The organism is Hydrogenophaga sedimenti, assembly GCF_051857515.1.
Lineage (GTDB): Bacteria > Pseudomonadota > Gammaproteobacteria > Burkholderiales > Burkholderiaceae_C > Hydrogenophaga.
The window spans coordinates 108,614-121,455 of sequence record NZ_JBPZHA010000010.1; the positions used below are offsets into that span (position 1 = coordinate 108,614).

Sequence of the window (12,842 nt, forward strand, 5' to 3'; positions counted from 1 at the left end):
AAAAGAAAAACGGCGCAATGCAACCAGGCCCTGCGCCGCGTCAGACCGCCCGGTGCGGTCAGATGGTCTGGGTCGGCTTGTCGGAGGCCAGTGCGGAACCCAGGATCTCTTCGATCTTGTGCTTGAGCTGCTTGGACTTCTCGTCCGCCGGGAAACGGATGCCCACGCCCTGCGTGCGGCCGCCTTGCGCCTTTGCCGGGGTGACCCAGGCGACCTTGCCGGCGACCGGGTACCGCTGCGGATCGTCGGGCAGGCTCAGCAGCACATAGACATCGTCGCCGATGCGGTAGTCGCGCGACGAAGGGATGAAGATGCCGCCTTCGGTGAACAGGGGAATGTAGGCCGCGTAAAGCGCCGCTTTCTCCTTGATGGAGAGCTGGATCACGCTCGGGCGCGACGACGCGGGTGAAGCGGCGGGGCTGGTACTCATGGCCGGCAAGTTTAGCGGCAAACCCGGGGGTGCATGGGGCCAATCAGGCCCGCGCGGCGGTGCGCGTGAGCACCTGTCGCGTGGCGGCGACCCAGGCTTCCTGCATCAGGCCGGCGTTGTAGGGGTGTTCGACCGTGCGCGCCGCTTCCATCAGCGCCTTGGACCAGCGCGCCAGCGCGCCCCAGCGCGGAGCCGGCGGCAGACTGGCGGCACTGAAGAAGCGCGGTGAAGCGCCGGCCGCCACCGCCATCAGGTCGTGACACAGCTTCTGCAGCGTGGCCAGCTGTGCCGCGGCCGGCCAGCCGTCCAACATCGACCAGTCGCCCTTGACCAGGGCCTGCGGCAGCTGTGACCAGCGCGCGGCGGTCAACCCGGTGCGCGCCCAGTCCAGCGCGTCCTCCGGCCGGCCACCGGCCGCCTGCAACCAGACCCTTGCCTCATCGGCGCCGGACTCGCGCAGGCCGGCATCGCGTGCACTGTTCTGGAGCCAGATCAGCGCTTCTTCCTCCGATGGCCAGGTCAGCACATGCGACTGGCAGCGGCTGCGGATGGTCGGCAGCAACTGGTGCGCCGACTCGCTGGCGAGCACGAAACGGGTGTCGCCGGCCGGTTCTTCCAGCGTCTTGAGCAAGGCGTTGGCGGTCACCGTGTTCATGCGCTCGGCCGGATAGACCAGCACCGCCGTGCCGCGCCCGCGGGCGCTGGTGCGCTGCGCGAAGCCGACCATGTCGCGCATGGCTTCGACCCGGATTTCCTTGCTGGGCTTGCGTTTCTTGTCGTCGATTTCCTTCTGCGCCGACTCCGACAGCGGCCAGCCGCGTTCGAGCATCTCGGTCTCGGGCATCAGCACGACCAGGTCGGGGTGCGAGCGGCTGCCGATCAGGTGGCAGCTGTCGCAGACGCCGCAGGCACCCGCTGCGGTCGGCTGCTGGCACAGCCAGGCCTGCGCCAGCGACAGGCCCAGCGTGTACTGACCGAGTCCGCTGGGGCCCTGCAGCAGCCAGGCGTGACCGCGCTGCGCCAGCAGGCGCTCGCGCTGGCGCACCAGCCAGGGGGCTTCGATGGTGGATTCGCTCATTGCGGTCCGCTGTTGGCCGCGACCATGATGGACAGCCAGCCGCGCCGCACGAAGGTCGCGGTCAGCTGCTGCCAGACCTGGTGGCGGGTCTGGTCGGCCTGGATGCGGGCAAAGCGCGCCGGATCGGCCGTGGCGCGGGCGGTGTAACCGCCCACCACGCGGCGGAAGAACTCCAGCGGCTGGGCCTCAAAGCGGTCGGGCGTGCGCGCATCGGCCAGTCGCGCGGCCGCCGTCTCGGGCGGCAGGTCGAACCAGACCGTCAGGTCGGGCTGGCGCAGGGCGCCACTGGCGACGGCGGGCGTGGACTGCACCCAGCGCTCCAGCGTCGAGAGAACGTCCAGGTCGAAGCCGCGGCCGCCGCCCTGGTAGGCGAAGGTGGCGTCGGTGAAGCGGTCGCACAGCACCACCTCGCCACGCGCCAGGGCCGGCTCGATCACGGTGGTCAGGTGGTCGCGGCGGGCCGCAAACACCAGCAGCGACTCGGTCAGCGGGTCCATCGCATCGCCCAGCACCATCGCCCGCAGCTTCTCGGCCAGCGGCGTGCCGCCGGGTTCGCGCGTCAGGGTCACGGTGCGGCCCTGGTCGCGGAAGGCCTTGGCCAGCCCCTCGATGTGGGTCGACTTGCCGGCGCCGTCGATGCCTTCGAAGCTGATGAAGAGTCCGCGGGAAACGCTGGTGTCGCTCATGGGGGAATCATTTCTGCAGCTGGAACCGCCGCACCGCCGCATTGTGCTCGTCCAGCGTGGCGCTGAACTGGCTGCTGCCGTCGCCGCGCGCCACGAAATACAGCGCCCGGGTGTCGGCCGGCCGCACCGCCGCCATCAGCGAGGCCCAGCCCGGCATGGCGATCGGCGTCGGCGGCAGGCCGGCGCGGGTGTAGCTGTTGTAGGGCGTGTCGGCCAGCAGGTCGGCTCGGCGCAGGTTGCCGTCGAAGCGCTCGCCCAGGCCATAGATCACGGTCGGATCGGTCTGCAGCCGCATGCCGATGCGCAGCCGGTTGGCGAACACGCCGCCCACCATCGCCCGGTCGGCGGCCGTGCCTGTTTCCTTCTCGACGATGCTGGCCAGGATCAGTGCTTCGTCGGGCGAGCGCAGCGGCGTCGACGGATCGCGCTGCGTCCAGGCCAGCGCCAGCCGCTGCTCCATCGCCAGCGCCGCCTGCCGCAGCACGCTGGAGGCCGTGGCCTGGCGCACCATGCGGTAGGTGTCGGGGAAAAACCGGCCTTCGGGGTGGCGACCGGCGAAGCCGATGCGCGCCATCACGGCCGCGCCGTCCAGGCCTTCCAGGTCCTGGGTCAGGTCGGGCGAGGCGCGCACCGCAGCCATCAGCTCGCGGAAATTCCAGCCTTCGAGCAGGGTCAGGCTGCGCAGCGCCTGCTCGCCCTTGACCAGCTGGTCCAGCAGGCTGCGCGGCGTGGCGCCGGGTTTGAGGGCGTAGGTGCCGGCCTTGATGTCGCGCGCACGGCCGGAGAGACGGAACCAGGCCTGCAGCAGCAGCGGCGAGGTCTGCACGCCGGCATCGGCCAGGGCAGCGGTGACGCCCCGGGCGGCCGATCCGGGAGGAACCTGCACTTCCAGCGGCGCTTCGGCGGTGGTCTGCGCCGGCAGCGCCAGCGGCTGGTCGAGCCACCACCAAACCCCTGCGCCGCCCAGGCTGGCCAGCAAGAGGGAAACCAGCAGGAGCCAGGCGAAAAGACGTTTCACAGCGGGAGGGTAGGACTTGGCAACGCGGGCGGCGCGTCGGGGAACGGCGCATGATAATCGACCGAACACCCCCCTCCGGGCGCCCCCGGCACCCGCTTCCGACCATGTCCACCCCCCTCGCCCCCATCGATCCGAACACCCTTCACGGCGTCGCCGCCCTGCCCCGCCTGGGCGTGATCCGCGCCCAGGGAGAGGAAGCCGCGAAGTTCCTGCACGGCCAGCTCACGCAGGATTTTTCGCTGCTGGGCCTGTCCGAAGCACGGCTGGCCGGGTTCTGTTCCGCCAAGGGCCGTCTGCTGGCCAGCTTCATCGGCTTCAAGCGCACGCACGACGAAATCCTGCTGGTCTGCCACGCCGACCTGCTGCCCGCGACGCTCAAGCGCCTGACCATGTTCGTGCTGCGCGCCAAGGTCAAGCTGAGCGATGCCAGCGCCGATTTCCAGCTCCGGGGACTGGCGGGTGATGCCGTTCCGGCGGCGCTGCCGGCCGTGCCCTGGAGCAAGCTCGACGCGGATGGCGCACAGATCGTGCGCCTCTACCCGGCGGGTACCGTGGCCCGTGCGCTGTGGCTGGCGCCGGCCGACGCCGCGCTGCCCACCGGCCCGGCGCTGGACGCCGCGACCTGGGACTGGCTGGACGTGGTGGCCGGCGTGCCGCTGCTGAGCCAGCCGGTGGTCGAGGCCTTCGTGCCGCAGATGATCAACCTCGAGTCGGTCGGCGGCGTCAATTTCAAGAAGGGCTGCTACCCCGGCCAGGAGGTCGTGGCGCGCAGCCAGTTCCGCGGCACGCTCAAGCGCCGCGCCTACCCGGTACAGGGCGATGCCCCGATGCAGGCCGGCCAGGAGGTGTTCCACGACAGCGATCCGTCGCAGCCCTGTGGCACGGTCGTGGCCGCCGCCGCCTCGCCCGATGGCCGCTGGAACGCCATGGTCTCGATGCAGATCAGCGCGACCGAAGGTGGCCGCCTGCATCTGGGCGCTGGCGATGGTCCGCTGCTGACGCTGCAGCCCCTGCCCTACACGCTGCTCGCGGACGTCTGAACATTGAGGCTCAGGTCGCCATGTGCCTGATTGCCTTTGCCATCGGCGTCGATCCTGAACGCCCGCTGCTGCTGGCCGCCAACCGCGACGAGTTTTTCGATCGCCCGACCGAGCCGCTGCACCGCTGGAAGCTGCCCGACGGAACCGGCGTGGTCGCCGGCCGCGACCGGCGCGATGGCGGCACCTGGCTGGGCATCAGCGAGGCCGGCCGGGTGGCCATGCTGACCAATGTGCGCAGCGCCAACCCGGGCCCGGGCCGCCGCAGCCGCGGTGAGCTGACCACGCGCTGGCTGTCAGTCGGCACCGACTGGAGCAGTTTGCTCGCCGGCATCGACCCTGCGGACTACGGTGGGTTCAATCTGGTCATCGGCGATTTGGATACCGGGTTCTGGTCCTGGATCAGCAACCGCGATCCCGGACATCCGCACGCCGACCACGCCGCGCCCCTGCACCACCAGACGCTCGCGCCCGGGGTCTACGGCCTGTCCAACGCCACGCTCGACACCCCCTGGCCGAAAACGCAACGGCTGAAGGCGGCACTGACCTCGGCGCTGCAGGTCGCGGGCGACGTTCGTGCTCCCCTGGGCCAGGCGCTGGCCGATCACCAGACGCAGCCCTCCTCCCAATTGCCTGCCACCGGCGTGCCGCCCAAGATCGAGCAAGCGCTCTCCAGCCCGTTCGTGGACATGGCGGTCCGCGGCTACGGCACGCGCAGCAGCCTGGTGGTGGATGTGGCCCTGTCCGGCAATGGCTGGCGGGCCACCCTCAGCGAGTGGACGCACCATCCGGCGCCGACCGGTCCTCACCGCTGGACCGACCAAGCGCCCCGGTCGCTCACGCTGGGCTGAGTCGGGCTGCCGCTCAGAGCGGCAGCACCATCTCCTGGTGGGCAATACCCGCTTCTTCGAACGCTTCGCCGCGGCGTTGCCAGCCCAGCCGGTCATAGAAACCGATCGCGCTGCGCTGCGCATGCAGCATGACTTCGCGGTCGCCACGCGCCCGCGCCGCCTCCACCAGGGCCTGCAACACCTGGGTGCCCAGCGCCCCGCCGCGCAGCACCCGGTTCACCGCCAGCCGCCCGATCTGCGACACGCCCGGAGTGCCGCTCGGGATCAGGCGCCCGGTGGCCACGGCCTGGCCCAGCCGGTTGCGCACCACGGCGTGCACGGCGCCCAGGTCGGCCGCGTCGTGCTCCAGGTCCTTGGGAATGCGCTGCTCCTCGACAAACACGGCCGTGCGCACGGTGCGGGCGTCCGTGCCCAGGCTCGCCCAGTCGCCCACCTGCACCGAGGCCATCGCCTCGCCGGCCTCGTAGCCCGTCAGGATGTCGCGCAGCACCTGTGGCACCGGGCGCGAGGTCTGTGTCACCGGATCGGCGAAGACATAGACGATCTCGCCGGAAATCAGGTGTTCGTCGCCGCGGAAGATCGCGCCGGTGAAGGTCATGGATGACGTGCCGATGCGGCTGCATTTCATCGCCACCTCGATCTGGTCGTCGACCCGCGCCGATGCATGGAACTCGACCGTCGCCTTGACCACATAGAGGTCGCCGTCGAGCTGGTGCATGGCCTGCTCGTAGGGCAGCGCCAGCGCGCGCCAGTAGTCGGCGATCGCGGTGTCGAAGTACATCAGGTAGTGGGCGTTGAAGACGATCTTCTGCATGTCCACCTCGGCCCAGCGCACGCGCAGGCGGTGGAAGAAGCGGAAGTCGGATCGCTTGAGCGTCATGTCGGGAACTCCGTCGTGGGCGGCAAAGCCCTGATTATTTCGCCGCCAGCTGGATGCTCCAGAAGGCCAGGAAACCGGCAAACAGCACCAGGGTCGAGATCGGCTTTTCTTCGACGGTGTGCGCCTCCATCAGCAACTCTTCGGTCACCAGATACAGCAGCGCGGCCGCGCTGAAGGCCAGCACGCCGCCGATCAGCTGCTGCGAGGCACCCGCCAGCAGCACGCTGCCCAGCGCGGCGAACAGCAGCACCGTGAGTCCGAGCGCGGCCGACAGGCCGATCACCCGCCAGCCCTTGACGGTGTCCGACGCCAGCGCCAGGCCCAGGAACAGCAGCTCGACCGACAGGCCCAGCGCCAGGATGGTCCCGGCCTCGCCGTTGGCGGCGAAACCGGCGCCGATGATGAAACCGTCGGTGGCGACGTCGATGAAGGTCGCCAGCAGGAGGCCCATGCCCAGCCCCTGGGCTGCGTGGCCCGATCCCGCGGCGTGTTCCAGTCGCAGGGTCCAGAGCTTGAGCCCGTACATGAACAGGCTGCCCAGCGCGAACGAGCCGATCACGACGCCAGCGCTCGCATGCTCGCTGGCGATGTCGGGCAGCAGCTCCACCGCGAGGGCCGCCAGGACGACACCGGCAGCGAAGTGCTGGACCAGGCTGCGGAACTGGTGCGAAGGGTTCCAGAGGGCGGCGATCACGCCACCGACGGTGGCGACCACCGCGGGAACGGTCATGGTCAGGAGCTGGTGGCTGTTCATACCGGACACCCTAGCCGCGCCACATTAACCGCGCCTTAGCCGCCGGAGTCTGATCACCCGAAGGCGTGGCGCAGCGCCCGCGCCGCGTCATTGTGGGCCGTCATGGCCTGCGGGATGGCGCGGCCGAACTGGATGAAGCCGTGCACCACGCCCGCATAGATCTCGAGGTCGACCGGCACCCCGGCCATGCGCAGGCGGTCGGCGTACATCACGCCTTCGTCGGTCAGGCAGTCGCATTCCGCCAGCCCGATCCAGACCGGCGCCACGCCGTCGAGTTCACGCACCTGCCCGCTGTCATCGACGCCGTCCAGAGGCGCAAAGCGCCAGTCGTCGCGGTCGGCGGCGCTGCGCAGGTAGTGGCCGAAGAAGTAGCTGATGTGCGGTTCTTCGAGCAGGAAGCCTTCGGCGAAGGTCTTGTGCGAGGGCGTGTCCTGGTGCCCGGCGGTGCCGGGGTAGAACAGCAGCTGCAGCGACAGCGGCAGGCTGGCGTCGCGCGCGGCGATGGCCGTGACCGAAGCCAGCGTGCCGCCGGCACTGTCGCCACCGACCGCCAGCCGCGTGCCGTCCAGCCGCAGCGTCGTGGCCTGCTCACGCAGCCAGGCCAGGCTGTCCCAGGCGTCGTGCACCGCCGTCGGGAACTGCCACTCGGGCGCCAGCCGGTAGTCGACCGAGACCACGGCGCACTGTGCCAGGTGGGCCAGATGGCGGCACAGCGGCTCGTGCGTCGCCACGCTGCCGACCGTGAAACCGCCACCGTGCAGGTACATCAGCACCGGCAAGGGCTGCTCCGACGCCGGCGCGTACAAACGGGCGGGCAGCGGGAACCCATCGCGCGCGGGAATCACCAGATCCTCGACCCGGGCCAGCTTGTGCGGCGCCATGTCCAGTACGCCGGCGCCGGCTTCGTAGGCGCGCTTGGCCTGGTCGGGCGAGAGCGCGTGCATGGGCGGGTGGCCGGCGCGGGCGATGCGGTCGAGCACGCCGCGCATCTGGGTCGTCAGCAGGGAGCGGGGATTCGGGTGGTGCGACATGGGACGGGATTGTGGCTGTCTTTTGTGCGACCCTCGGACCTGGCGGCGACATTGGCCGCCCCTGTCGCGGGCCGTATAGTTTTCCGGCAGCAACCCATCCCCATCAGAGCGAGACAAGACATGGCCCAGATCCTGTACATCACCAACATCCTGATCGACTTCGGCGCGCTGGCGCAGTTGCCGGCCGAGTGCGAACGCGCCGGCATCCGCCGCCCGCTGATCGTGACCGACGCGGGTGTCAAGGCGGTCGGCCTGCTAGACAAGGCCCTCGCCGCCCTGCCCGGCTGGCAACCGGCGGTGTTCGACCAGACGCCGTCCAACCCGACCGAGGCTGCGGTGCGTGCCGCTGTCGACATCTACAAGGCCCAGAGCTGCGACGGCCTGATCGCGCTGGGCGGCGGCAGTGCCATCGACTGCGCCAAGGGCGTGGCCATCGCCGCGACGCACGAAGGTCCGCTCAAGACCTACGCCACCATCGAGGGCGGCTCACCGAAGATCACCGCCGCCGTGCCGCCGCTGATCGCCATCCCGACCACCGCCGGCACCGGCAGCGAAGTCGCGCGCGGCGCCATCGTGATCGTCGACGACGGCCGCAAGCTGGGCTTCCACAGCTGGCAGCTGGTGCCCAAGACCGCCCTGCTCGACCCCGAGCTGACCCTGGGCCTGCCGCCGATGCTGACCGCCGCGACCGGCATGGACGCGATCGCGCACTGCATGGAAACCTTCATGGCGCCGCCGTTCAACCCGCCGGCCGACGGCATCGGCCTGGACGGCCTGCAGCGCGGCTGGGCACACATCGAACGCGCCACGCGCGACGGCAGCGACCGCGAGGCGCGGCTGAACATGATGAGCGCGTCGATGCAGGGCGCGATGGCTTTCCAGAAGGGCCTGGGCTGCGTGCACTCGCTCAGCCACAGCCTGGGCGGTGTCAACCCGCGGCTGCACCACGGCACCCTCAACGCCATGTTCCTGCCGGCCGTGATCCGCTTCAACGCGGAAGCCGAATCGATGAAGAAGGAGCGGCGGCTGGAACGCATGGCGCAGGCCATGGGGCTTTCGAGCGGCAGCGACCTGCCCGACGCGATCCGCGACATGAACGCCCGGCTGGGCCTGCCGACCGGGCTGGCGGCGATGGGCGTGACCGAAGACCTGTTCGACAAGGTGATCGCGGGCGCCATGGCCGACCACTGCCACAAGACCAACCCGCGCATCGCCACGCCGGACGACTACCGGGCCATGCTGCTGGCCTCGATGTAAAGAAAAAAAGCCCATCCGGCAGACCGGATGGGCTTTTTCGGATTCAGGCCGCCCGCTTACTGCTTGCGCTTGACCGTGTACTTGCTTTCCAGGAAGGCTTCGGGGTAGCCCTCGGCGTCCTTCGCGGCGTCCGGGTCACCGATCTGCAGCACGTCGCCGGCGGCGTACAGCACGACCTTGCCGTTGCCCTGGTCGGAGGCGCCCGCGAACTTGTCGGCGGTCACGCCGGCAATCTCCTTGGTGCCGTCGTGGTTCATCGACATGTTGGTCAGGATCTTCTTGTCCTTGACGCTGGGGCCCGAGCAGGAGGTGCCGATGTAGCCGTAGGCGATCACGTTGCCGGTGAAGCTGGTGGGCGAGGTCTTGGTGAAGTCGGCGCGCACCTTGGCCGACGCGCCGCTGTCCGAATAGCAGTCCGATTCCCAGGTACCGATGTAGCGAGCCACGGCATCGCCCGAGCTGTCGCCGGCCAGCGCCGGATCGTCACCACCACCACCGCAGGCGGTGGCCAGGGCAGCCACGGCGAGGGTCGCGGCAATCAGCTTGAATCGGGTGGGCATCGTCATCGTGAGGTTCCTTTGAAAGCGGTGGAAGGGTCTGGCCGGGGCCGGGCGGATCACGCGCGATTCTGCCTGATGCAAAAAGAAGAAAAAGACTGTTACAGCCGCCACCGGTGCCCGCAGGGACAAGCCCGATAATCCGGTCCCATGCGTTTCCTGATCGACTTCTTCCCCATTGCGCTTTTTGTCGGCGCCTACAAGCTCGGTGACATCTACACCGCCACCGCCGTCCTGATGGCGGCGACCGTGGTCCAGACCGGCATCATCTACGCCGTGGACCGCAAGCTGCAGACCATGCAGAAGGCCACGCTGGCGCTGATCCTGATCTTCGGCGCCCTGACCCTGGCGCTGCACGACGAGCGCTTCATCAAGTGGAAGCCGACCGTGCTCTACGCGAGCATGGCCATCGTGCTGGCCGCCGCGCTCTGGATCTGGAAGAAGAACTTCCTGCAGATCCTGCTGGGCAGCCAGCTCACCCTGCCCGAGGCGGTCTGGGCGCGGCTGACCGTGATCTGGGTCGCCTATTTCGGCTTCATGGCCAGCATCAACGCCTACGTCGCGGCCAACTACTCGACCGAAGACTGGGTCAACTTCAAGCTCTGGGGTTACATCTTCCCGGTGGTCTTCATCGTCGGCCAGGGGCTGTACATCGCCAGGTACCTCAAGAGCGACAACGAGCCGGGAGCCGGCTCGTGAGCGCGGTGGTCGCGACCGCCGACGCGCTGCGCGAGGCCCTGCAGGCCGCGCTGAACCCGAGCCACCTCGAAGTGTTCGACGAAAGCGCCGCCCACGCGGGCCACGCCGGGTCCAACGGCCTGGGCCACGGCACCCATTTCCGGGTCCGCATTGCGGCTCCGTCGTTCGCGGGCAAGAGCCGCGTGGCACAGCATCGCCTTGTGTATGATGCGCTGCGCCATTTCACCGACGCCGGCCTCCATGCGCTGGCCATCGAAATCCACCACGGAAACACACCATGAAGTTCTCCCTGTCGGCACTGACCGCCGCCACCCTGATTGCCGCCGCCCCGCTGGCATTCGCGCAGAACGTTGCCATCGTCAACGGCAAGGCCGTGCCCACCTCGCGCCTGACGGTGCTGGAGCAGCAGATCGCCGCCTCCGGCCGCCCCGTCGACGACGCCACCCGCGCCCAGATCAAGGAAGAAGTCATCCTGCGTGAAGTGTTCGTGCAGGAAGCCCAGAAGCGCGGCATCGCCGCCACCGACGAGTACAAGAACCAGATGGAACTGGCCCGCCAGACCATCCTGATCCGCGCCCTGTTCGCCGACTTCCAGAAGAAGAACCCCATCTCCGACGCGGTGCTCAAGGGCGAATACGACAAGTTCGTCGCGGCCAACGGCGGCAAGGAATACCGCGCCCGCCACATCCTGGTCGAGAAGGAAGACGAAGCCAAGGCCATCATCGCGGCCATCAAGGGCGGCGCCAAGTTCGAAGACCAGGCCAAGGCCAAGTCCAAGGACCCCGGATCCGGCGCCAACGGCGGTGACCTTGACTGGGCCAACGCCGCCAGCTACGTGACCGAGTTCTCCGAAGCCATGATCAAGCTGGACAAGGGCCAGATGACCGAGACCCCGGTCAAGAGCCAGTTCGGCTTCCACATCATCCGCGTCGACGACGTGCGCCAGGCCAAGCTGCCCGCCTTCGAAGAACTCAAGCCGCAGATCGCCCAGCAGATGCAGCAGCAGAAACTGGCCGAGTTCCAGAAGACCCTGCGCGAGAAGGCCAAGATCCAGTAAGGATCGCTTCTCCCCGGCAAAAAGCGCGGCACCGTCCGCGCTTTTTTGTGCCCGCCCGGCAGTGGATCTGTCGATGTGCGGCCAACTGGATTTGATCAAATCTTCCAATACCAAGGTTCGGATGCCAAAATCCGGCATCTATTTGATCAAATCCATTCCATGAACGCCCCCACCGACATCCGCGCCTTTCTGGCCGAGCACCGCATCCACGAGGTCGAGTGCGTGATCCCCGACATGACGGGGATCGCGCGCGGCAAGATCCTGCCCAAGGACCTGTTTCTCAACTCCGGGCACATGCGCCTGCCCAAGAGCGTGCTGCTCAACACCGTCAATGGCCAGCAGCCCGACAACGCCGCGTTTGTCGGCGACACCGACCCGGACATGGTCTGCGTGCCCGACATGTCGACCGCCCGCATGGTGCCCTGGGCGGCCGAACAGGTCGCGGTGATCATCCACGACTGCGAGGAGTTCGACGGCTCGCCGGTCGCACTGTCGCCGCGCAGCGTGCTGCGCCGGGTGCTGGCGCTGTACGACGCGCAGGGCTGGCAGCCGGTCGTGGCGCCCGAGATGGAGTTCTACCTGGTCGCGCGGCACCAGAACCCGCACGAACCGCTGCAGCCGCCGCTGGGCCGCACCGGCAAGCCCGAGGCCGGTCGCCAGTCGTATTCCATCGACGCGGTCAACGACTTCGACCCCTTCTTCCTGGAGCTTTCGCGCTTCTGCGAGGTGCACCGCCTGGGTGTGGAGACCCTGATCCACGAGGCCGGCGCCGGCCAGATGGAGATCAACTTCACCCACGGCGACGCGATGGACCTGGCCGACCGGGTGTTCCTGTTCAAGCGCACGGTGCGCGAAACCGCCCTGCGCCACGGCATCTTCGCCACCTTCATGGCCAAGCCGATGGAGGCCGAGCCCGGCAGCGCGATGCACATCCACCAGAGCATCCTCGACGCGAAGACCGGCCAGAACATCTTCAGCGACGACGACGGTGCGGTGACGCCCGCCTTCCGCCACTACATCGCCGGCCTGCAGCGCTACGTGCCGCAGGTGATGCCGATGCTGGCGCCCTACGTCAACTCCTACCGCCGCCTCTCGCGCTACATGTCGGCGCCGATCAACGTGCAGTGGGGCTACGACAACCGCACCTGCGGCATCCGCGTGCCCGAGTCCGACGCGGCCAACCGCCGGCTGGAGAACCGCGTTCCGGGCGTGGACGTCAACCCGTATCTCGCCATGGCCGCGACGCTGGCCGCCGGTTACCTGGGCATGGTCGAGAAGCGCCAGCCGACCGAGCCCATGAAAACCAGCGCCTGGGACCGCGACCAGGAACTGCCCAGCCACATGGAGGACTCGATCCGGCGCATGCGCGAATGCGAGGCGCTGCGCGAGGTGCTGGGCGGCGCCTTCATCGACGCCTTCCTGGCGGTCAAGGAGCTGGAGTATTCGACCTACAACCGCGTGATCAGCTCCTGGGAGCGCGAACACCTGTTGCTGCTGGTCTGAGGAG

General features: G+C 68.7%; 15 protein-coding genes. 7 read left to right on the forward strand and 8 right to left on the reverse strand.

The annotated features are described in order from the left end of the window. Window positions 1-58: 58 nt before the first annotated feature. From ACS5NL_RS16700 to mltG, 4 genes are read right to left on the reverse strand one after another with little or no spacing between them, the layout of a single operon-like run. Window positions 59-430, reverse strand: a complete 372-nt coding sequence (locus tag ACS5NL_RS16700; RefSeq protein WP_411364466.1) for a PilZ domain-containing protein — start codon at window positions 428-430, stop codon at window positions 59-61. Window positions 431-473: 43 nt separating this feature from the next. Further along, entirely contained in the window at window positions 474-1,508 is a 1,035-nt protein-coding gene (locus ACS5NL_RS16705; protein WP_439355005.1) for a DNA polymerase III delta subunit-related protein, read from the reverse strand. Next, window positions 1,505-2,194 (reverse strand): dTMP kinase, encoded by a 690-nt coding sequence (gene tmk / locus ACS5NL_RS16710; protein ID WP_439355006.1) that lies wholly within the window; start codon window positions 2,192-2,194, stop codon window positions 1,505-1,507. The genes ACS5NL_RS16705 and tmk overlap by 4 nt, the downstream gene beginning before the upstream one ends. 7 nt (window positions 2,195-2,201) lie before the next feature. Next, window positions 2,202-3,212 carry an endolytic transglycosylase MltG gene (gene mltG / locus ACS5NL_RS16715; protein ID WP_439355007.1) on the reverse strand — a complete coding sequence of 337 codons (1,011 nt, stop codon included), beginning with the start codon at window positions 3,210-3,212 and terminating at the stop codon, window positions 2,202-2,204. A gap of 104 nt (window positions 3,213-3,316) precedes the next feature. On the opposite strand from mltG, the gene ygfZ reads away from it, so the two are divergent. After that, window positions 3,317-4,252 carry a CAF17-like 4Fe-4S cluster assembly/insertion protein YgfZ gene (gene ygfZ / locus ACS5NL_RS16720; protein WP_439355009.1) on the forward strand — a complete coding sequence of 312 codons (936 nt, stop codon included), beginning with the start codon at window positions 3,317-3,319 and terminating at the stop codon, window positions 4,250-4,252. A 20-nt stretch (window positions 4,253-4,272) separates the two neighbouring features. Then, on the forward strand, window positions 4,273-5,100 hold the full coding sequence (locus ACS5NL_RS16725) for an NRDE family protein (protein WP_439355010.1): 828 nt from the start codon (window positions 4,273-4,275) through the stop codon (window positions 5,098-5,100). Between the two features lie 13 nt (window positions 5,101-5,113). On the opposite strand, the gene ACS5NL_RS16730 is transcribed toward ACS5NL_RS16725, so the two are convergent. From ACS5NL_RS16730 to ACS5NL_RS16740, 3 genes are read right to left on the reverse strand one after another with little or no spacing between them, the layout of a single operon-like run. Next, window positions 5,114-5,980, reverse strand: coding sequence for a YbgC/FadM family acyl-CoA thioesterase (locus ACS5NL_RS16730; RefSeq protein ID WP_439355011.1), 867 nt, complete (start codon window positions 5,978-5,980; stop codon window positions 5,114-5,116). A gap of 34 nt (window positions 5,981-6,014) precedes the next feature. Then, a complete protein-coding gene (locus ACS5NL_RS16735) occupies window positions 6,015-6,734 on the reverse strand; it encodes a ZIP family metal transporter (RefSeq protein WP_439355012.1) in 720 nt (239 codons plus the stop codon). Window positions 6,735-6,787: 53 nt separating this feature from the next. Beyond that, entirely contained in the window at window positions 6,788-7,765 is a 978-nt protein-coding gene (locus ACS5NL_RS16740) for an alpha/beta hydrolase (RefSeq protein ID WP_439355013.1), read from the reverse strand. A 120-nt stretch (window positions 7,766-7,885) separates the two neighbouring features. On the opposite strand from ACS5NL_RS16740, the gene gbd reads away from it, so the two are divergent. Further along, window positions 7,886-9,022, forward strand: a complete 1,137-nt coding sequence (gbd, locus tag ACS5NL_RS16745) for a 4-hydroxybutyrate dehydrogenase (RefSeq protein WP_439355014.1) — start codon at window positions 7,886-7,888, stop codon at window positions 9,020-9,022. Between the two features lie 56 nt (window positions 9,023-9,078). Here gbd and ACS5NL_RS16750 read toward each other — a convergent pair whose 3' ends face one another. Further along, window positions 9,079-9,588, reverse strand: a complete 510-nt coding sequence (locus tag ACS5NL_RS16750) for a hypothetical protein (protein WP_439355015.1) — start codon at window positions 9,586-9,588, stop codon at window positions 9,079-9,081. A 141-nt stretch (window positions 9,589-9,729) separates the two neighbouring features. Between ACS5NL_RS16750 and ACS5NL_RS16755 the strand changes: the two genes are divergently transcribed. From ACS5NL_RS16755 to ACS5NL_RS16770, 4 genes are all read left to right on the forward strand, one after another. Beyond that, entirely contained in the window at window positions 9,730-10,278 is a 549-nt protein-coding gene (locus ACS5NL_RS16755; protein ID WP_439355016.1) for a septation protein A, read from the forward strand. Then, on the forward strand, window positions 10,275-10,559 hold the full coding sequence (locus ACS5NL_RS16760) for a BolA family protein (RefSeq protein WP_439355017.1): 285 nt from the start codon (window positions 10,275-10,277) through the stop codon (window positions 10,557-10,559). The genes ACS5NL_RS16755 and ACS5NL_RS16760 overlap by 4 nt, the downstream gene beginning before the upstream one ends. After that, window positions 10,556-11,335 (forward strand): peptidylprolyl isomerase, encoded by a 780-nt coding sequence (locus ACS5NL_RS16765; protein WP_439355019.1) that lies wholly within the window; start codon window positions 10,556-10,558, stop codon window positions 11,333-11,335. Before ACS5NL_RS16760 ends, ACS5NL_RS16765 begins: the two co-directional genes overlap by 4 nt. Window positions 11,336-11,494: 159 nt before the next feature. Next, a complete protein-coding gene (locus tag ACS5NL_RS16770) occupies window positions 11,495-12,838 on the forward strand; it encodes a glutamine synthetase family protein (protein ID WP_439355020.1) in 1,344 nt (447 codons plus the stop codon). Window positions 12,839-12,842 lie beyond the last annotated feature (4 nt).